The organism is Streptomyces sp. Y7 (assembly GCF_043195415.1).
Lineage (GTDB): Bacteria > Actinomycetota > Actinomycetes > Streptomycetales > Streptomycetaceae > Streptomyces.
On sequence record NZ_JBIDDQ010000004.1, the window covers coordinates 25733 to 45253 of the forward strand.

General features: G+C 72.2%; 20 protein-coding genes. 8 read left to right on the forward strand and 12 right to left on the reverse strand.

Features of this window, described 5'->3' with window-relative positions; genetic code table 11:
* Nucleotides 1-110: 110 nt before the first annotated feature.
* Together ACGFW6_RS13635 and ACGFW6_RS13640 are read right to left on the reverse strand one after the other, a co-directional pair.
* On the reverse strand, nt 111-464 hold the full coding sequence (locus ACGFW6_RS13635; protein ID WP_393507894.1) for a MazG-like family protein: 354 nt from the start codon (nt 462-464) through the stop codon (nt 111-113).
* 70 nt (nt 465-534) lie between these two features.
* On the reverse strand, nt 535-1089 hold the full coding sequence (locus ACGFW6_RS13640) for a DoxX family membrane protein (RefSeq protein ID WP_393507896.1): 555 nt from the start codon (nt 1087-1089) through the stop codon (nt 535-537).
* 133 nt (nt 1090-1222) lie between these two features.
* On the opposite strand from ACGFW6_RS13640, the gene ACGFW6_RS13645 reads away from it, so the two are divergent.
* Entirely contained in the window at nt 1223-1549 is a 327-nt protein-coding gene (locus ACGFW6_RS13645) for a nuclear transport factor 2 family protein (RefSeq protein WP_126900921.1), read from the forward strand.
* 79 nt (nt 1550-1628) lie between these two features.
* Nucleotides 1629-2615: an aldo/keto reductase gene (locus ACGFW6_RS13650; RefSeq protein ID WP_393507898.1), complete on the forward strand. Its 987-nt coding sequence runs from the start codon at nt 1629-1631 to the stop codon at nt 2613-2615.
* A 266-nt stretch (nt 2616-2881) separates the two neighbouring features.
* Here ACGFW6_RS13650 and ACGFW6_RS13655 read toward each other — a convergent pair whose 3' ends face one another.
* Nucleotides 2882-3646: an SDR family oxidoreductase gene (locus tag ACGFW6_RS13655; protein WP_393507900.1), complete on the reverse strand. Its 765-nt coding sequence runs from the start codon at nt 3644-3646 to the stop codon at nt 2882-2884.
* A 134-nt stretch (nt 3647-3780) separates the two neighbouring features.
* Between ACGFW6_RS13655 and ACGFW6_RS13660 the strand changes: the two genes are divergently transcribed.
* The gene (locus ACGFW6_RS13660) at nt 3781-5421 is read left to right on the forward strand and encodes an alkaline phosphatase D family protein (RefSeq protein ID WP_393507902.1); all 1641 of its coding nucleotides are present in this window, start codon (nt 3781-3783) and stop codon (nt 5419-5421) included.
* Here the strand turns inward: ACGFW6_RS13660 and ACGFW6_RS13665 are convergent.
* Entirely contained in the window at nt 5408-6469 is a 1062-nt protein-coding gene (locus ACGFW6_RS13665) for a Gfo/Idh/MocA family protein (protein WP_393507904.1), read from the reverse strand. The two genes, ACGFW6_RS13660 and ACGFW6_RS13665, sit on opposite strands and share 14 nt — an antisense overlap.
* Nucleotides 6470-6557: 88 nt before the next feature.
* On the opposite strand from ACGFW6_RS13665, the gene ACGFW6_RS13670 reads away from it, so the two are divergent.
* The 3 genes from ACGFW6_RS13670 to ACGFW6_RS13680 are packed head-to-tail and all read left to right on the forward strand — an operon-like array spanning nt 6558 to nt 10014.
* Nucleotides 6558-7880, forward strand: a complete 1323-nt coding sequence (locus tag ACGFW6_RS13670) for a multidrug effflux MFS transporter (RefSeq protein WP_393507906.1) — start codon at nt 6558-6560, stop codon at nt 7878-7880.
* Entirely contained in the window at nt 7808-9007 is a 1200-nt protein-coding gene (locus ACGFW6_RS13675) for a serine hydrolase domain-containing protein (protein WP_393507908.1), read from the forward strand. Before ACGFW6_RS13670 ends, ACGFW6_RS13675 begins: the two co-directional genes overlap by 73 nt.
* A 47-nt stretch (nt 9008-9054) precedes the next feature.
* A complete protein-coding gene (locus tag ACGFW6_RS13680; protein WP_393508791.1) occupies nt 9055-10014 on the forward strand; it encodes a small ribosomal subunit Rsm22 family protein in 960 nt (319 codons plus the stop codon).
* 19 nt (nt 10015-10033) lie between these two features.
* Here the strand turns inward: ACGFW6_RS13680 and ACGFW6_RS13685 are convergent, their stop codons facing one another.
* Nucleotides 10034-10231, reverse strand: a complete 198-nt coding sequence (locus ACGFW6_RS13685) for a DUF6243 family protein (protein WP_393507910.1) — start codon at nt 10229-10231, stop codon at nt 10034-10036.
* Nucleotides 10232-10340: 109 nt separating this feature from the next.
* On the opposite strand from ACGFW6_RS13685, the gene ACGFW6_RS13690 reads away from it, so the two are divergent.
* Both ACGFW6_RS13690 and ACGFW6_RS13695 read left to right on the forward strand, forming a co-directional pair.
* Entirely contained in the window at nt 10341-10985 is a 645-nt protein-coding gene (locus ACGFW6_RS13690) for a TetR/AcrR family transcriptional regulator (protein ID WP_393507912.1), read from the forward strand.
* Between the two features lie 174 nt (nt 10986-11159).
* Nucleotides 11160-11894: a bifunctional DNA primase/polymerase gene (locus tag ACGFW6_RS13695; protein ID WP_393507914.1), complete on the forward strand. Its 735-nt coding sequence runs from the start codon at nt 11160-11162 to the stop codon at nt 11892-11894.
* A gap of 13 nt (nt 11895-11907) precedes the next feature.
* Here ACGFW6_RS13695 and ACGFW6_RS13700 read toward each other — a convergent pair whose 3' ends face one another.
* From ACGFW6_RS13700 to ACGFW6_RS13730, 7 genes are all read right to left on the reverse strand, one after another.
* The gene (locus ACGFW6_RS13700) at nt 11908-12900 is read right to left on the reverse strand and encodes a hypothetical protein (RefSeq protein WP_393507916.1); all 993 of its coding nucleotides are present in this window, start codon (nt 12898-12900) and stop codon (nt 11908-11910) included.
* Complete coding sequence (gene efeU, locus ACGFW6_RS13705; RefSeq protein WP_393507918.1) at nt 12860-13732, reverse strand: iron uptake transporter permease EfeU; 873 nt, start codon at nt 13730-13732, stop codon at nt 12860-12862. The genes ACGFW6_RS13700 and efeU overlap by 41 nt, the downstream gene beginning before the upstream one ends.
* A gap of 3 nt (nt 13733-13735) precedes the next feature.
* On the reverse strand, nt 13736-14989 hold the full coding sequence (gene efeB / locus ACGFW6_RS13710) for an iron uptake transporter deferrochelatase/peroxidase subunit (protein WP_393507920.1): 1254 nt from the start codon (nt 14987-14989) through the stop codon (nt 13736-13738).
* 8 nt (nt 14990-14997) lie between these two features.
* The gene (gene efeO / locus ACGFW6_RS13715; protein WP_393507921.1) at nt 14998-16155 is read right to left on the reverse strand and encodes an iron uptake system protein EfeO; all 1158 of its coding nucleotides are present in this window, start codon (nt 16153-16155) and stop codon (nt 14998-15000) included.
* Between the two features lie 126 nt (nt 16156-16281).
* Entirely contained in the window at nt 16282-17100 is an 819-nt protein-coding gene (locus tag ACGFW6_RS13720) for a heme ABC transporter ATP-binding protein (protein ID WP_393507923.1), read from the reverse strand.
* A 337-nt stretch (nt 17101-17437) separates the two neighbouring features.
* Nucleotides 17438-18526 carry a FecCD family ABC transporter permease gene (locus tag ACGFW6_RS13725; RefSeq protein ID WP_393507925.1) on the reverse strand — a complete coding sequence of 363 codons (1089 nt, stop codon included), beginning with the start codon at nt 18524-18526 and terminating at the stop codon, nt 17438-17440.
* Nucleotides 18523-19521, reverse strand: a complete 999-nt coding sequence (locus tag ACGFW6_RS13730; RefSeq protein WP_393507927.1) for a hemin ABC transporter substrate-binding protein — start codon at nt 19519-19521, stop codon at nt 18523-18525. Before ACGFW6_RS13730 ends, ACGFW6_RS13725 begins: the two co-directional genes overlap by 4 nt.

Consider the following 19521-nt stretch of genomic DNA (forward strand, 5'->3'; position numbering starts at 1 on the left):
GCCCCTGAAAGGTGCGCAGTTCCCCGCGCCCCTAAAGGTGCGCAGTTCCCCGCGCCCCTAAAGGTGCGCAGTTCCCCGCGCCCCCAAAGGATCCGCAGTTCCCCGCACCCCTAAAGGGACGCCGGTCCCAACGACCGCTCCGTCACCCGTTCCAGATGCCGGCCGAACACCTCACGTGTGTCCGGCGTCAGCGTGCGCAGGGCGACCAGGGCCGTGATCACCACGTCGCACAGTTCGCCCTGTACGTCCTCCCAGGTGTGGGTGACCCCCTTGCGCGGGTTCTGGCCGGTCGCGCCGATGACGGCCTGGGCGACCTCGCCGACCTCCTCCGACAGCTTCAGCATGCGCAGCAGCATGCCCTCGCGGCCGCCGACCGGCTGGTCGGTGTCGAGCCAGGTCCACAGGGCGTCGATGGAGGTCCACAGGTCGGCGGCGGTCTCGGAGGGCACGGTCTGATCGGTCATGCGGGCAGCTTGGCACAGGCCCGCGACCCCTCGGGAGGAGGGCGTTCCCGCACTCCTGCGGACGGGACCCTCACTCCTCGAACAACGGCTCCTGCCCGTCGAACTCTTCCTTCTCCGGCCGGTCCAGCCTGCGCTGCCGCGCCCCCACCACCAGCGCCGTGACCGCGGCCGTCGCCGCCAGTGCCGTGGGGACCATCCAGCCGCGGTCGAACAGATGGCCCATGGCGTGGTCGAGGGAGAGCCGGCCGGGGCCCGTGACGGCGAGGCCGGCCGCGGCGAGGCCCAGGGTCGCCGCGGTCTCGTAGCCGCCCTCCTGGGCGAAGAAGCCGTTCGGGGCGTGGACCGCGGACGCCCCCGCCATGCCGCCGGCCGCCGCGGCGCCCGCGAGCGGTGTCGCAAGGCCCAGCGCCAGCAGCGTGCCGCCGCCCGCCTCGGCGAGCCCCGCCGCCGTGGCGCTCGCCTTGCCCGGCCGGTAGCCGATCGACTCCATGAACTGGCCGGTCCCCTCGATGCCGTGCCCGCCGAACCAGCCGAACAGCTTCTGCGTGCCGTGCGCGGCCAGTACGCCGCCGGCACCCAGCCGGAGCAACAGCAGGCCCAGATCACGTCGGTCGTAAGCACTCACAGCGACTCCCGGAGCAGACAGCAGGAACAGATCCCCTCCCGCAGGTCCACCGTCGCACCCGGGGCACCCGACCGGCCTGCCTTCACCGCCGTTCGGGTGGCGGGCCCTGGGGCCCGGTGTGAGGCTGACCGGTATGACGATTCAGACGTCCAAACTGAGCGACCCCGCTGTCCGCGCCTTCGTCACGGCCGTCAACGCCCACGACCGCGAGGGCTTCATGAGCCTCCTCGCGCCCGGCGCGACCATGGCGGACGACGGCACCGACCGCGACCTCGCCGACTGGATCGACCGGGAGATCTTCTCCTCGAACGGTCACATGGAGGTCGACAACGAGTCGAACAACGGCCGCGACCTCCTCGCCAGCTACCGCAACGACACCTACGGCGAGATGCGCACCCAGTGGCACTTCCAGGTCGAGGAGGACGGCCGGATCTCCCGCTTCGAGACCGGTCAGGCGTAGCCGGCCCGGAAGCACCGCGGAAAAGGATCCGCACAAGCGCTTGCCCTCGTGTGCGCTCCAACTCCTAACGTCCCACCCCATGGAGACCAAGAGGACTTTGGGACGCACCGGCATCGAGGTCAGCGCGCTCGGCTTCGGCTGCTGGGCCATCGGCGGCGAGTGGCGGTCCGCCGACGGGCAGCCGCTCGGCTGGGGCAAGGTCGACGACGAGGAGTCGGTACGGGCGGTCCGGCGCGCCCTCGACCTGGGCGTCACCTTCTTCGACACCGCGGACACCTACGGGGCCGGCCACAGCGAGCGCGTCCTGGGCCGCGCCCTCGGCAAGCGCCGCGCGGACGTCGTCGTCGCCACCAAGTGGGGCAACGTCTTCGACGAGGAGACCCGCACCCTCACCGGCGCCGACGACAGCCCCGAGTACGCCCGCCGCGCGCTGACCGCGTCCCTGCGGCGCCTGGACACCGACCACATCGACCTGTACCAGCTGCACCTGTCGGACGCCGACCCGCGGCGGGCCGCCGAACTGCGGGACCTCTGCGAGGAGTTCGTGCGCGAAGGGCTCATCCGCGCCTACGCGTGGAGCACCGACGACCCCGACCGCGCCGCCGTCTTCGCACGCGGGGAGCACTGCGCCGCCGTACAGCACATGGCGAACGTGCTGCAGGACGCGCCCGAGATGTTCGCGCTGTGCGAGGAGCTGGGCCTGGCGAGCATCAACCGCAGCCCGCTCGCGATGGGCCTGCTCACCGGCGGGCGCAGGAGCGGGCAGGCCCTGGAGGCCGGGGACATCCGCAGCCGGCCGCCCGAGTGGCTGCAGGGCTTCGAGGACGGGTCGGGTGCCGATCCGCGGTGGCTGGCCCGTGTCGACGCGCTGAAGGACGTCCTCACCAGCGGCGGCCGTACGCTCGGCCAGGGAGCCCTTGCCTGGCTGTGGGCCCGCAGCCCGCGCTCCGTGCCGATCCCGGGGTTCCGTTCCGTCGCCCAGGCCGAGCAGAACGCGGGCGCCGTGGAGAAGGGCGCGCTCACGAGTGAGCAGCTGACGGAGGTCGACCGGATCCTGGAGCGCTGAGCGGGACCCGGTGACCCTGCCGATCGCACGGCAGCCGTTCCACGCACCGGTGCGTATCCCGCGGTCCCGCGCGAGATCCACCCCCACCCGGTGTCGTGGAACGGCTGCCGTCCACCCCCCTCGGTTTGGTCTGCGGAAGCACCTTGCTCCATATGTGAAGCTCCGGTGCAGGCAAAGCTGAGCATAAGTCGTCTAACAGCACCGACGCAGCGGAACTTCACATTCCGCTTGTGCAAGTTGTGGAGGCAACTACCGGCCGTCGGATCTCAGCCACGCCCCACGTAGGGCATCGCCGTCGCCAGTACGGTCGCGAACTGCACGTTCGCCTCCAGTGGCAGCTCGGCCATGTGCCGGACGGTCCGCGCCACGTCGGCGACGTCCATCACCGGCTCGGGCGCGACCGATCCGTTCGCCTGGAGCGCGCCGGTCTGCATGCGCGCCGTCATGTCGGTCGCCGCGTTGCCGATGTCGATCTGGCCGACGGCGATGTCGTACGGCCGCCCGTCCAGCGACAGCGACTTCGTCAGGCCGGTCAGCGCGTGCTTGGTCGCGGTGTAGGCCACCGAGTGCGGGCGGGGCGTGTGCGCGGAGATCGAGCCGTTGTTGATGATCCGGCCGCCGCGCGGATCCTGCTCCTTCATCTGCCGGAACGCCGCCTGCGCGCACAGGAACGCCCCGTTGAGGTTGGTGTCCACCACGTGCCGCCAGGCGTCGTACGCCAGCTCCTCCACCGGCACCCCGCCCGGCCCGAACGTCCCCGCGTTGTTGAACAGCAGGTCGACCCGCCCGAAGCGCTCCACGGTGGCGGCGAACAGCGCGGCCACGTCCTCCTGGCGTGAGACGTCGGTCCGTGCGGTGAGCGCCGCCCCGTCGGGCACCAGGGCCGCCGTCTCCTCCAGCGTTTCCGTGCGCCGTCCCGCCAGCGCCACCGACCAGCCCGCGCGCAGCAGTTCCGCCGCGACCGCGCGGCCGATGCCGGAGCCGGCGCCGGTCACCACGGCGATCCTCGTGTCCGTTTGCCTGTCATTCATGGGGCCGCAGGCTACGCGACGGTCCGCCATTCGGAACTCATCGGTCCGCCATCCGGGTGTTGTGTACGCGCCAAGCGAGTGTCGTCCCCGGCCACTCCAATGCCTCATGCATCCATCAGCAAGGGGAGGACCGGATGACCACCACGACAGACCTGCCCCGGCACAGCCCGGAACTGCGCGCGGCCGCCCGCCACATCGGGCGCCGCCGCTTCCTGACCGTCACGGGCGCCGCCGCCGCGCTCGCCTTCGCCGTGAACGTGCCGACGGCGGGCACCGCGAGCGCCGCCGAGTTCGACGCCCGCAAGATCACCGACAACCCCTTCACCCTCGGCGTCGCCTCCGGTGACCCGCTGCCCGATTCCGTCCTGCTGTGGACCCGCCTCGCCCCCGCCCCGTACCAGCCCGACAGCGGGCTGCCCGCCCAGCGGATCACGGTGCACTGGGAGCTGGCGCACGACGAGGGGTTCACCAGGATCGCCAGACGCGGCGCGGCCATCGCCTACCCGGAGTTCCACCACACGGTCCACGTCGAGGTCGCCCACCTCGAGGCGGACCGCGTCTACTACTACCGCTTCCGCGCGGGCACCTGGATCAGCGAGAGGGGCCGCACCCGTACCGCCCCCGCCCGGACCGCCGCGGCGCGCTCCCTCACCCTCGCCGCCGTGTCCTGCCAGGCCTACACCGACGGCTACTACACCGCGTACCGCCATCTCGCGCAGGACGACGTGGACGTCGTCTTCCACCTCGGCGACTACCTGTACGAGTACGCGGTCAACTCCGTCGGCGGCTACCGCAACTACACCGACCGCACGCTCCCGGCGCTCTTCAACCGCGAGACGACGACCCTGGAGGACTACCGGCTGCGCTACGCGCTGTTCAAGTCCGACCCGGACCTGAGGGCCGCGCACGCCGCGCACCCGTTCGTCGTCACCTGGGACGACCACGAGACCGAGAACAACTACGCCGACGACATCCCGGAGAACAGCGTCCCGCCGGAGGAGTTCCTGCTGCGCCGCGCCGCCGCCTACCGCGCCTACTGGGAGAACCAGCCGCTGCGCCTGCCGCAGCGGCCCACCGGCCCCGACATGCAGCTCTACCGCCGTCTGCACTGGGGCCGGCTCGCCCAGTTCGACGTCCTCGACACCCGGCAGTACCGCTCCAACCAGGCCTACGGCGACGGCTCCCAGATCCCCGGCCCCGAGGTCGACGACCCGGCGCGCACGATGACCGGCGCGACGCAGGAGCGGTGGCTGCTCGACGGCTGGCGCGACTCGGCGGCGCTGTGGAACGTGGTCCCGCAGCAGGTCACGTTCTCCCAGCGCAAGTTCGACCTCACCGAGCCGTCACGGGTGTCCATGGACGCCTGGGACGGCTACCGCGCCTCCCGCCGCCGGGTCCTGGACGGCGCCAAGGCCGCCGGCGTGGAGAACCTGATGGTGCTCACCGGTGACGTCCACGTCGGCTACGGCTTCGACATCAAGGACGACTTCGACGCCCCCGGCTCCGCCACCCTCGGCACGGAGATCGTCGCCACGTCGATCACCAGCGGCCGCGACGGCAGCGACAAGCCCGCCAACTGGGACACCTACATGAAGGCCAACCCGCACATGCGCTTCTACAACGGGCGGCGCGGCTACGTCACCGTCGCCCTGGGACAGCAGCAGGCGCGGGCCGACTTCAAGGCGGTGCCGTACGTGACCACGCCCGGGGCGCCCATCACGACGGCCGCGTCCTTCGTCACGCAGGTGGGGGAGCAGGGGCTCAAGCCGGCGTGAGTTCCGGCGCCTCGCCCGCGGTCGCCCCGCCGGCGCTCTTCTCACCGGCGCTCGCCTCGCCCGGGTAGCGGACGCCGACGCGGTCCCGGATCGCGTCGAGCGTCCGCATCACGGCGAGCGTGCCCTCCAGCGGGACCAGCGGCGACTCGGTCTCGCCGGCCCGCAGGGCCCGCATCACCTCGGCGGCCTCGTGCCGCAGGCTGTTGCGCGGCCCGTCGGCCGGGTCGGCCGTGAACTCCTCGGGGTCACGGCCGTCCCGGTGCAGCACGAAGCGCTCCGGGAAGAAGAAGCCGCCGGGCACGTCGATCCGGCCGGCCGAGCCGGTGACCGACGCCGCGGTCGCCGTACCGCCGACGATCGAGCAGTGCACCGACGCCAGCGCACCGCTGTCCCAGGACAGCAGGGCTCCGGTCTGGAGGTCGACGCCCTCCGCGGACAGCATCGCGCGCGCCGTCACGTCCGACGGCTCCCCGAGCAGCAACTGCGCGAAGGAGACCGGGTACACGCCGAGGTCCAGCAGCGCGCCGCCGCCCTGCGCCGGGTCGCGCAGTCGGTGCGAGGGCGGGAAGGGACCGGCCAGTCCGAAGTCGGCCTGGACATGGCGCACCTCGCCGACGGCGCCGTCGTCCACCAGGGCCTTCAGCCGCCGGACCAGCGGGTTGCAGTACATCCACATCGCTTCCATCAGGAAGCTGCCGCGCGCCTTCGCCAGCGCGACCAGTTCCGCGGCCTCGCGCGCGTTCAGCGTGAACGCCTTCTCGCACAGCACATGCCGGCCGGCCTCCAGGCACAGCCCGGCGGCCTCGCGGTGCGCCGCGTGCGGGGTGGCGACGTACACGACATCGATGTCGCCGTCCTCGGCGAGCGCGCTCCAGTCACCGTAGGCGCGGGGAATGCCGAACCGCTCCGCGAACGCGTCCGCGGACTCCTGCCGCCGGGAGGCCACGGCCACCACCTCGGCGTCGGGCAGATCCACCAGATCCGCGGTGAACGCGGCGGCGATCCCACCGGTCGCCAGGATCCCCCACCGCACCGTCTGCTCGGCCATCGCGGCCCCGCCCCTCGCTCATGTGTCCCCAGGCACTGCGTACGAGCTGAGAGCATAGAGGGCGGATCACTCGGAGAGGGAGGGGCGCATGGGCGACCGTGGGGGGCCGATACCGGACGTCTCGCAGCCGGCGGTATCGAGGACGGACCGACCGCCCGCCCGTACCCTGCGCACCACCGGGCTCCTGGTCACCTTCATCCTCGGCGGTCTGACGGCCACGCCCCCGCTGGCGATGGACATGTACCTCCCGGCCCTGCCCGAGGTCACCGGCTCGCTGCACGCGCCCGCCGCGACCGTCCAGCTCACCCTCACCGCCTGCCTCGCCGGCATGGCGTTCGGACAGCTGGTGGTCGGCCCGATGAGCGACCGCTGGGGCCGCAGACGCCCGCTGCTGGCGGGCCTCGCGGTCTACGTCGTGGCCACCGCGCTGTGCGCCCTCGCACCCACCGTCGAGGCCCTGGTCGCCTTCCGGCTGGCGCAGGGCCTCGCGGGCGCCGCGGCGATCGTCATCGCACGCGCGGTGGTCCGCGACCTCTACGACGGCCTCGCCATGGCCCGCTTCTTCTCGACGCTGATGCTGATCTCCGGGGTCGCGCCGATCGTGGCGCCGCTCATCGGCGGCCAGATCCTGCGGGTGACGGACTGGCGGGGCGTGTTCGTCGTACTGACGGTCGTCGGTGTGCTGCTGGCCTGTCTCGTCTGGCGCAGGCTCCCGGAGACCCTCGAGCCGGCGGACCGGCACGCCGGCGGCGTGGGTGAGGCGCTGCGCGCCATGCGCCGTCTGCTCGCCGACGGCGCGTTCGCCGGGTACACGCTGGCGGGAGGCTTCGCCTTCGCCGCCCTCTTCGCCTACATCGCGGCATCTCCCTTCGTGATCCAGGAGATTTACGGCGCCTCCCCGCAGACGTTCAGCCTGCTGTTCGGGCTCAACTCCGTCGGCCTTGTGGCCGTCGGCCAGATCAACGGCAAGGTGCTGGTCGGGCGGGTCGCCCTGGACCGGGTGCTGGGCGTGGGCCTGGCGATCGTCATCCTCGCCGCGACGGCCCTGCTGCTGATGTCCCTCGGCGTGTTCGGGGAGGTCGGACTGGTGCCGGTGGCCGCCGCGCTGTTCGTCCTGATGTCCGCGATGGGCATCACGCTCCCCAACACCCAGGCGCTCGCCCTGCAGCGCACCAGGCACGCCGCCGGATCCGCCTCCGCGCTCCTCGGTACGACCTCCTTCCTCATCGGCGCCGTCGCCTCGCCCCTCGTGGGCGTCGCGGGCGAGGACACGGCCGTCCCGATGGCCGTCGTCCAACTGGCCGCAGCACTGGTGGCGCTGGCCTGCTTCATGGGAATGTGCCGTCCTTGGAACAGACGTGCGGATGGCCGCGCGGATGGACGTTCGGTCGCGGAGGGAGCGGAGAGCTGAGCGTGCCGAGACTGCGCGGGGACACGCCGGAAAAGGCCGGACTCGACCCCGAGGAGATCCGACATCTCGTCCGCGAGGTCCACGACCTCACCAGCGGCTCACGTCCCTGGGCGGCCGGAGCGGTGCTGATCGTGGGCCGGGGCCCCTACCTCGCCGTCGAGGAGGCGGTGGGCTGGGCGGTGCGGTACGCCTCCTACGACGAGCACAAGGAGTCGGGCAAGGAGCTCCCGCCCGACGCCCGCGTCCCGATGACCGCCGCGACCCCCTTCGACCTGGCCTCCCTCACCAAGCTCTTCACCTCGGTCGCGGCGGTGCAGCAGATCGAGCGCGGCACGCTCGGCATCGACGCGCGGGTCGGGGCGTATCTGCCGGACTTCCGGGCGGCCGCCTACCACGACATCACGGTGCGCCAGCTGCTCACGCACACCTCCGGGCTGCGGCCCGAACTCCCGCTGTACGACTGCGCGGACGACGCCGAGCGGCTGGAACGGCTGCGCGCGGAGGCGCCGATCGGCGTCCCCGGCACCTACTGCTACTCCGACCTGAACATGCTGCTGCTCCAGCACGTCCTGGAACGCATCACCGGCCGTGGCCTCGACGTCCTGATCCACGACGGCATCACCCGCCCGCTGGGCATGACCGCGACCCACTTCGGGCCCTGCCCCGGCGCGGCGGCGACCGAGGACCAGCGCCGGCCCTGGGCCAAGGCGGACCGGGGCATGCTGCGGGGCGTCGTCCACGACGAGAACGCGTGGGCGCTGGGCGGCGTGGCGGGCCACGCGGGTCTCTTCTCCACCGGCCGCGACCTCGCCGTCTTCTGCCGCGCCCTGCTGTCGGGCGGCGCGTACGGCCCCGCCCGCGTCCTCGGCCCCGACTTCGTGGAACTCCTCCTCACCCCGCCCGGCTTCGGCTTCGCCGTCGACCAGCCGTGGTTCATGGGGGAGCTGGCGGGGCGGGGGGCGGCCGGGCACACGGGCTTCACGGGGACGTCCCTGGTGCTCGACCCGACCACGGACACGTTCCTGATCCTGCTGGCGAACACGGTGCATCCGCGACGCCGGGGGGCGGACAGCGGGCCGAGGGCGAGGGCGGCGACGCGGGTGGCCCGAGCGGTACAGGGCCGCTAGCGGCCCCGAGCACCGTCCTCGCCCCCGTCCCCCCGTCGGCCGAGACCCTGCGCACCGCCCTCGCCACCCTCCTCGACGGCCTCCCGCCCCGCCAGGCCGCCCAGGCCGTCGACCGGCTGATCGCCACCTACCGCGGCGCCACCCCCACCGACGCCCCCATCCTCCGCGACCGCGCGGACGTGGCGGCCTACGCGGCGTACCGCATGCCGGCCACCTTCGAGGCGGTCCACTCGGCGCTGGAGGCGTTCTCCCGGGCCGTGCCGGACTGGACCCCGGCGAGCCACACGGACGTGGGCGGCGGGACGGGCGCCGCGACCTGGGCCGTCTCCACCACCTGGCCCGACGAGCGGGACGTCACCGTCCTGGACTGGGCGGAGCCCGCCCTCGCCGTCGGCAAGGAACTCGCGGCCGCCAACCCGGCGCTGCACAAGGCCCGTTGGCAGCGCGCCCGCATCGGCGCGGAGCTCACCCTGGACCCGGCGGACCTCGTCACCGTCTCCTACGTCCTCAACGAACTCACCGCGGCCGACCGCGCCACCCTCCTCGACACCGTCGCCTCCGCCGCCCGGACCGTGGTGATCGTCGAGCCCGGCACCCCCGACGGCTACACGCGCGTCATCGAGGCCCGCGACCGCCTCATCGCCGCCGGCTTCAGCGTCGCGGCCCCCTGCCCGCACAGCGCCGCCTGCCCCATCGTCCCCGGCACGGACTGGTGCCACTTCTCGGCGAGGGTCAGCCGCTCCTCCCTCCACCGCCGGATCAAGGGCGGCTCCCTCGCCTACGAGGACGAGAAGTTCAGCTACGTCGCCGCCACCCGCCTCCCCGCCACCCCGGCCCCCGCCCGCGTGGTGCGCAAACCCCAGATCCGCAAGGGCCAGGTCCTCCTCGACCTGTGCCGGAGCGAACCGTCCCTGCACCGCACGACGGTCACCAAGCGCCACGGCGACCTCTACAAGGCGGCCCGCGACGCGGAGTGGGGGGACCGCTGGCCGCCCGCGGCGCCGTGACGCCCCCGGCGGTTCCCGGCTAGGACGTCTCCTCGTCCTGCGTCTCCGTCTCCGTCTCCGCCCGCCCTTCCTGGAGCCTGCGCAGCAGCTCCCGTTTCTGGGCCCGGGGATCGAGGCCGCCGCCGATCCTGTTGTCCCGGCCGCCTCCGCGCAGTGCCTTGCGGCCGAGGTTCCGGCGAGTGCCGCCGACTCCGAGCATGTTTCCGCCTCGGGACATGTGAGGCTCCTTTCGGCACCAGAGCATGAACGAGACGTATCGTCTCGCAATTTGACTCCCTCAGGGTCCGGCGAGACGCGCCGTCTTGTCAACCTGATAAATTCGAGTCATGGCAGCCCAGAAGTCCGCCCCGTCCTCCTCCCGGTCCGCGCCCAGCTCCACCCGTCGCAGTGAGAAGTCCCGGCGGGCCATCTACGACGCCGCTCTCGCGCTCGTCGTGGAGGTCGGTTACCCGAGGACCACGATCGAGGGCATCGCCGCCCGGGCCGGGGTCGGCAAGCAGACGATCTACCGGTGGTGGTCGTCGAAGGCCGAGGTGCTGATGGAGGCGTTCCTCGATCTCGGCGAGCAGTCCGCGCATGACTTGGGGCACGAGCCGTACGCCATCCCGGACACCGGTGACCTCGCCGCCGATCTGAAGGCCGTCCTGCGGGCCACCGTGGACGAGCTGAAGGACCCCCGCTTCGAGGCGCCGTCCCGCGCCCTCGCCGCGGAGGGGGTGGTCGACGAGCAGCTCGGGCGGGAGTTCGTGACCAAGCTCCTCGAACCCTCGCTCCAGCTGTACGTCGAGCGGCTGCGCGCCGCGCAGGAGGCCGGGGACGTCCGCCCGGAGATCGACCCCCGCATCGCCCTGGAGCTCTTCGTGTCACCGCTCGCCCAGCGCTGGCTGCAGTACACGGGCCCGATCTCGTACGCGTACACGGACACCCTCGTCGACTACGCCCTGTACGGACTCGCGCCGCGTGCCCGGTGAGCCGGGTAAGTCCGGTAAGTCCGTAAATCCTGCCAAAGTGGCGCATAACCCCTGATCGCAGGGCTGCGCACACCTCGCCCCACCTGGCCCGGTTGTCCGCTACGGCCCCCCGAGGCGCACGATGGTGGGACCATAGGGCATGCTGTTCCGCACGACAGCGAGGCGAGGGGATAGATGAGCGCGGAGTTGGGCGGCCGGAGCGGACTACAGGGCAAACTCACCCGGTGGCTGCGCGGACGCCGCCCCAAGGACACCGCCGACGGCGGCGGCCGTGAGGCCCTGCTGCTCGCCAGCGCGGCGGCGGGACTGCCGCTCGCGCCCGCGGCACACCCGGCCGGCTACCGCTGCTCCTGCGACCGGGTCGGCTGTCCCACCCCGGCCCGGCACCCGGTGTCCTTCGCCTGGCAGACGCAGTCCACCACCGATCGAGGACAGATCGAGCGGTGGGCCCGCCACCAGCCGCAGGCCAACTTCATCACCGCCACCGGCATGGTCCACGACGTGCTCGACGTACCGGTCGAGGCCGGGCGTGAGGCGCTGGAGCGGCTGCTCGACGCCGGCATCGAGGTCGGACCCGTCGCCGAGAGCGACGACGGCCGTCTGCTGTTCTTCACCGCCACCCGCGGCACCCCCGAGGACGAGGACGAGTGGTGGCCGTGCGAGCTGGACTGCCACCCCGAGACCATGGACGAGCACCCCGGACTGCGCTGGCACTGCCGCGGGTCCTACGTCCTCGTACCGCCCGCACAGCTCCCCGGCGAGGACCGCACCGTGCGCTGGGTACGCGGCCCCGAGCACCCGCTGCCCGACCCGCTGAGCCTGCTGGAAGTCCTCACCGACGCCTGCGCCCGCTACGCCGGCGAGGAGCCCGACCACGCATCCGCGGCCTGGCCCCTGCGCCGCCACTGAGCGGGCGCGCGCGTCACTCGCCCTTCGCCGACGTCAGTCCCTGGATCCGGCCGAGGACGTCCACCTTGCCGGAGCCCTTCGGATCCAGCGCCACCTCGTTGGAGACGAACTCCATCGTGAGCGACTGCTTGATCTCGCCCTCCGTCAGCGCCTCCACCGCCTTGCCCGGCGACGGCACCGAGGTGCCCGCGTACGCCGTCCGCTTCTCGAAGTAGCGGGTGGTGAAGAACACCAGCGCGTCGCCGTCCGCGGTGCGCAGCGCCAGCGGGGCGTACGCGCCGTCGGCGAGCGGCTCGTCGATGAACTGGCTGACCAGGCCCGGCCGTTTGGCGTCCTTCTCCCGGTCCGCGCGCCAGGTGCTGGTGTGCGGACCCTGCGCGAAGGTGTCGCCGCCGTCCTTGAGATAGCTCGCGTAGCCCTTGCTCAAGTCCGCGGGCGGCACGGCCAGTTCGGTCGAGTTCGCGGGCACGGCCTCGGCCCAGCCGTCCTTGTCCGTCTTGAACTTCGGCACGTCGTCCGGGGCCATCAGCGTCAGGTACGCCGCCTGCCACGGATCGTCCAGGCCGCTGCGGGTGAACACGAACACCCAGCGCGCCCTGCCGCCCTTGTTGGCGGCCGTGTCCGCGACGAACCAGCGTGGCCAGCCCGCCTTCTTCGGGATCGTGATCCTGGCGTCCGACAGCTCCAGCGGGGTGTGCGCCGCGTTGCCCTTGGGGCTCAGCGCCTTGCCCGCCTTCAGCCGGGCCCCGTCGATGTCGCTCAGCGCGCCGGTGACATGGTCGGCGTAAAGGGAGTTGTCGTACGCCTTGTCCGCCTTGTTGTACGCGGTGGTGAACTCTTTGAGGGCCTCGGCGGCTTCCGCCCTGGTGGCCGAGGGGAGGATCTCCCGTTCCCCGTGGACCACCACACATCCGCTCGCCGTCAACGACAAAGCGGTCGCACCGGCCGCTATCAGTGCCCTCCGGCTAAGCCTGCGGAGCCTTCGAGGGCCGCGTTCCCTGCTCATCAGGTGCCTTCACCTTCCCCTTCCCGGAGGCGAACCCTACCGGGGCGAGGAACAGCGCGAGCGTCGGGATCAAGTACAGCAGCCACACCGTGACCTGGAGGACGGTCGGGTCCGGCTGGAAGTTGAAGACGCCCTTGAGCAGGGTGCCGTACCAGCTCGACGGATCGACGGTGTCGCTGATGTCGAACGCCTTGTTGCTCAGGCCCGGCAGCCAGCGCGCCTCCTGCAGATCGTGGAAGCCGTACGCCAGCACGCCCGCCGCCACGACGACCAGCATGCCGCCGGTCCAGGTGAAGAACTTGGCGAGGTTGATGCGCAGGGCGCCCCGGTAGAACAGCCAGCCGAGCGCGACGGCCGTGACGATGCCGAGGGCCACGCCGATCAGCGGGCGCGGGGTGCCGTCACCGGCCGCGCGCACCGACGCCCAGACGAACAGGGCCGTCTCCAGGCCCTCCCGGCCGACCGCCAGGAACGCGGTGGCCACCAGCGCGCCGGTGCCCATCTGGAGAGCGGCGTCCAGCTTGCCGTGCAGTTCGGCCTTCAGATGACGGGCGGTGCGCCGCATCCAGAACACCATCCACGTCACCAGCCCGACGGCCAGCAGCGACAGGGAGCCACCGAGCGCCTCCTGCGCCTCGAACGTCAGCTCCTGGGAGCCGAATTCGAGCGCGCAGCCGAAGCCGAGCGCGAGGGCGACCGCGACGCCGATGCCGATCCAGATGGGCCTCAGCGCGTCCCGGCGTTCCGTCTTGACCAGGTAGGCGATGAGGATGCAGACGACGAGACTGGCCTCCAGGCCCTCGCGCAGCCCGATCAGGTAGTTGGAGAACACGGACTACGCCTCCTTGCCGAACAGTGTGCTGCCCCACCAGTCGTCCTTGTCGCGGACGCCCGGCGGGACGGCGAACAGCGCCGAACCCACGTGCTGGATGTACTCGTTGAGCGAGTCGATGGCCAGGTTGCGCTGGATCCGGATGAATCCCGTGCGCGGGTCGCGCTGGTAGGCGAGGAAGAACAGGCCCGCGTCCAGGCGGCCCAGGCCGTCGGTGCCGTCGGTGAAGGAGTAGCCGCGGCGCAGGATCGTCGCCCCGTCGTTGGACTCGGGGTGCGCGAGGCGGACGTGCGCGTCGGGCAGCATCGCCTTCAGGAACGGCTTGTCGCGCTCCTTGGCCTTGCCGACCGGGGCGCCCTCGCCCTTGTCGCGGCCGATGATGTCCTCCTGCTCCTGGAGCGAGGTGCGGTCCCAGGTCTCGATGTGCATCCGGATGCGCCGGGCGACGAGGTAGGAGCCGCCCGCCATCCACTCGGGCCCGTCCTTCTCGCCGACCCACACGAACTTCTTCAGCCGGTCGGTCTCGGTGCCCGCGATGTTGCGGGTGCCGTCCTTGAAGCCCATGAGGTTGCGCGGGGTCTGCTCCTCGGGAGTGGTCGAGGAGGTCTTCCCGAAGCCGAGCTGGGACCACTTGATGACGACCTTGCCGAAGCCGATGCGCGCCAGGTTGCGGATCGCGTGCACGGCGACCTGCGGGTCGTCCGCGCAGGCCTGGACGCACAGATCGCCGCCGCTGCGGTTCCTGTCGAGGTTGTCGCCGGAGAAGTGCGGCAGCTCGGCGAGGGCCTCGGGCCGCTGACCGGCGAGGTCGAACTTCTCGAACAGGGACGGACCGAACCCGATGGTGAGCGTCAGCCGCGACGGCTTCAGGCCCAGCGCCTCACCGGTGTCGTCCGGCGGCGCCTCGGCCAGCCCGCCGTACGCGCCCTCGCCGACGGCCTGTCCGGCGGTCATCCGGCGCGCGGCCGCCGTCCAGTCCTTCAGCATCTGCACGAACTCGGCGCGGTCGTCGGTCTTCACGTCGAACGCGGCGAAGTGCAACCGGTCCTGGACCGGGGTGGCGATGCCCGCCTGCCGCTCGCCGTGGAAGGGGATCGCGGCCCCCGTCGCGGCGGCGGCCGGATCGACGTCGTCACCGGTGCGGCTCATCGCCACGGCACCGCCGGCCGCGACGGCGCCGAGCGCGAGCCCGGCACCGCCCCAGCCGATCAGCGCGCGCCGGGAGGGAGTGGCCGTGCCTTCCGTGGGTTCCGTCATGACCGTCCCTACTTCACGACTACGGCGGCGGCGAGCTTGGACAGCGGCTCCGCGAGGGCGTTGACGCCGTCCGACAGCTCCTTGCGGTCGTCCTTGCCGACCTTGTCGTACGAGGTGAAGTCGTACGACGACTTGTCCGCGCGGTACTGGTCGAGCAGCGTGTTCAGCGCGCCGAACTGCTTGTCGAGCTCGGTGACCAGCGCCGGGTCGTTCTCCTTGGCGACCGGCTTCAGCAGCGCGTACGCCTTCTCGGCGCCCTCGACGTTGGCCTTGAAGTCGACCAGGTCGGTGTGCGAGTAGCGCTCCTCCTCGCCGGTGACCTTGCCCGTGGCGACCTCGTCCAGCAGCTCCTTGGCGCCGTTGGCCATCGAGGTCGGGGTGATCTCGGCCTTGCCGACCCGGTTCTGCCAGTCCTTCAGGTCGGTGATGAGCTGGTCGGCGAGCTCCTTCTCACGGTCGCCGATCTTCTTGTCCTGCCACAGGGACTTCTCCAGGCGGTGCCAGCCGGTCCAGTCGGTGGCCGGGTCCTGGCCGTCCTCCAGACCGTCCTCGCGCACGTCGACCTTCGGGTCGATGTCGCCGAACGACTCGGCGACCGGCTCGGTGCGCTCCCAGCCGATGCGGGAGGTGGCGTAGGCCTTCTTCGCGGCCTCGATGTCGCCGTCCTTGACCGCCTTCGCGAACGCCTCGGCGAGCGGCAGGGTCTCGTCGGCCTGCTCCTGGGCGTACTTGCGGTAGGCGGCCACGGCCTCGTCCAGACGCGGGTCCCGCTTGGCGGTGGCGCCCTTGCCGGTGGCCTTGACGGCCTGGCGGATGCCGTCGCCCTTCATGCCCGGCTTGCAGGCGATGGTGTAGTCGCCCGCCTTCACCTCGGCGGTGACCCGCTGCTTGGTGCCGGGGCCTATGTTCTCGCGCTCGGTGACGATGCGGTCGTCCGGGAAGAGGATGTAGACCTCGGTGACCTTGGAGCCCTTGTTCTCGATGGCGAGCTCGACGTGTCCGGCCGGGAACTCCTTCTTCGACACCTCGCACTTGTCGTCCGTCGACGTCACGTTGACGACGCGGTCGCCGCCCTCGGTGCTCCCCTTCTCGGTGCACCCCGTGACGGCGGTCAGAGCCGCCACGGCGGCGATGGCGGTGGTGACGGGGAGTCTGGCGGTGCGCATGAAGGCTCCATGAGGTGGCCGGAAAGAGTGCGTGACGGGCCTCACATACCAAGGTGAGGCTCGCCTAACGGAGATAAGGATTACCTAAGTGGCCAAAATCGACCCCATAGAGAAGTCAAAGGATGGTCAAAGGTTCCGCCGTGGGGTCACCAGCAGCTCTCCTGTCCGAGGATGCGAAAGGACTTCGACCGGCTGGTCATAGACCTCCGACAGCAGCCGCTCGGAGAACACCTCGGCGGGCGGTCCGTCGGCCGCGACCCGCCCGGCGCGCAGGATCGCGACACGGTGCGCGTACGCGGCCGCGAGCCCCAGGTCGTGGAGTACGACCACCACCGCGTCCCCGGCCCGCGCCCGCTCCCGGCAGACCCGCAGCACCAACTCCTGGTGCTTCAGGTCCAGTGCGGCGGTCGGCTCGTCGAGCAGCAGCAGCGGGGTGCGCTGCGCGAGCACCCGGGCGAGCGCCACCCGGGCCCGCTCGCCGCCGCTCAGCGCGGAGAACGGCCGTACCGCGAAGTCGCCCACCTCGGTGGCCGCCATCGCCTCGGCGACGGCGAGGTCGTCCTCGGCGGGGGAGGAGGCGTGCGGCGCGCGGCCCATCCGGACGACCTCCTCGACCGTGAAGGGGAACGAGAGGGTCGCCGACTGGGGGAGCACCGCCCGCCGCAGCGCGAGTTCGGGCGCGGTCCAGTCACCCGCCGGACGCCCGTGAATCCGTACGACCCCCTCGGCGGCCGGCAGATCGGCGGCCAGCGCCCCCAGCAGCGTGGACTTCCCGGCCCCGTTGGGCCCGACCAGAGCCAGGACCTCCCCGGCGCGGGCGACCACGGACACCCCACCCAGCACCTCGCGGGAGCCGAGCCGGACATGAAGGTCGGCCGCCTCGGCGAGGACATCGCCGTGTTCGGCGGGCGGGGGAGGCGTAGGGCGCGAACGGAGGAGTCTCATTGCGCGGGCTCCTTGAAGGGGTCGTCGGGGGGCGGTTCGGCACCGCCGGACAGGTCGCGGGGGTTGAGCGCCGTTGCGGCGGAAAAAGGGAGGGATGGGGAAGGCGGGTGCAGCGGACGGTCGGTGTGGCCGCCGGTCCGGTCAACGTCCTTGAGGGGCGCGGGGAACTGCGCGACGAGCCCCCACCGGCCCGCACCCGACTCACGACCCGTACGGACCCTGACGCGCAGCCGGCCCACGAGCCGTACGGAACCCGAGGCGCAGCCGGCCCACGAGCCGTACGGACCCCGAGGCGTACCCGGACCACAACCCCTAATGCCCACCCGGCCCACAACCCCTACGCCCACCCCCCTTGCCGCCGTCGAGTCCTGCGCAGCAGCCAGAAGAAGAACGGGCTGCCCAGCAGGGCCGTCAGCACCCCCAACGGCAGCTCCGCCGGTGCCGCCACCGTCCGCGCGGCGAGATCCGCGGCCAGCAGTACCACCGCCCCGCCCAGCGCACTGCCCGGAACGAGGAACCGGTGCCCCGGCCCCGCCGCCATCCGCAACAGGTGCGGCACGACCAGCCCGATGAACCCGATGACCCCCGAGACACTGACCGCCGCGGCCGTCAGCAGGGCGACCACCAGGATCAACGCGACCCGCATCCGCTCCACGTCCACCCCCAGATGCCGGGCGGGCCGATCGCCCAGCGCCAGCAGGTCCAGGCGGCGCGCGTACAGCGGCGCCACCACCAGCCCCACCACCGCGCACGGCAGAACCGCCGTCACCTTCGGCCACGTCGACTGCGCGAGCGAACCGAGCTGCCAGAAGGTGATCTGGTTCACCGCGGCGGTGTCCGCGAGGAAGATGAACAGACCGATCAGCGCCCCGGCGAACGCGTTGACCGCGATGCCCATGAGGATCAGGGTCACGACCTCCGTACGGCCCCCCGAGCGGGACATCGCGTACACCAGCAGCACGGTGCCGAGCCCGGCCACGAAGGCCATCGCGGGCAGCGTCCAGTTGCCGAGGAACGTCAGCCCCAGCGAGATCGCGGCGACCGCGCCGACCGCCGCGCCCAGGGAGACGCCGATGGTGGCCGGTTCGGCGAGCGGATTGCCGAACACCCCCTGCATCAACGCCCCGGCACACCCCAGCGACGCCCCGATGAGCAGCGCGAGCACGATCCGCGGGAAGCGCACGTTCCACAGCACCGACTCGGCGACCCGGTCCAACTCGCCGCCGCCGAGCCCCGCTCTGTGCTGGATGGAGGCGAGGACGTCCCCGACCGGGATCGGGTAGGCGCCGATCCCGGCGGCGACCGGGACGAGGACGAGCAGCCCGAGGCCCATCCCGACGGTCAGCAGCCAGACCGTGGTGTGCCGTCCGCGCGCCGGCGTCCCGGCCGCGGCCTCGGACGGCGCGGCCTTCTCCAGTACGGTCATGCCGCGTCCCCCTCGTACAGCTGCGCCACGACCGACTTCAGCACCTGGTCGGTGCGCGGCCCGTAGCTCAGCAGCGCACCGTCCTCGATCGAGACGATCCGGCGGTCCGCGCCGGCCGGGGTCTCGGCGACGCCCGGGATCTTCACCAGTCCGTCGACTCCGCCGACCGACTCGAGTCCCTTGCTCATCACGAGGATCGCGTCCGGCGCCGCCTTCACCAGGGCCTCGCTGGTGAGGGCGGTGAAGTCCTTCGCGAGCCCCGACTCCGCCCCGGCGTCGACACCGCCGGCCGCCTCGATCAGGGACGTGGCGCCGGAGCCCTTGCCGCCGATGAGGTAGACGGAGGCGGAGCCGCGCAGGTAGAGGAAGGCGACCCGTGGCTTCTCCGCCTCCCGCGGAACGTCCTTGCGCACGGCGGCGATCCGCCGCTGCGTCCGCTCGGCCAGCGCCTCGCCGGCCGCGGGCACGCCGAGCGCGGCGGCGACGGCCTCGATGCGCGGTTCCACGTCGTGCAGCCCCCGCGCGGGGGCGACGAACAGGACCGGGACGCCCGCGGCGCGGATCTGCTCCACCGCCTCGGCGGGCCCGGTCGTGGTCTCGGCGAGCACCAGGTCCGGCTTGAGCGACAGCACGCTCTCGGCCGAGACGTCGTGGCCCCGGGTGACGACGGGCAGTTTCGCCGCCTGCGCGAAGGTGGCGGTGATGTCGCGGGCGACGACACGGTCGCCGAGCCCGAGCGTGAAGACGAGCTCGGCGATGCTGCCGGACAGGGGGACCACGCGGTCCGCCTTCCCGACGGTCACCTTCCTGCCGTCGGCGGAGCGGACGGTGACCGGGAGGTCGGGGTCCGGCTCGCCGGCGAGGGGCTCGACCCGGTTGGCGCCGGCGTGCGTGCCGGTGCCCCCGGCGTCCGTCCGCGCGTGGCTCGCGCCCCCGCATCCGGCCGTCGTGAGGGCCAGCACCGCCAGCAGTGCGCCCGTAAGTCGTGTGCGCAA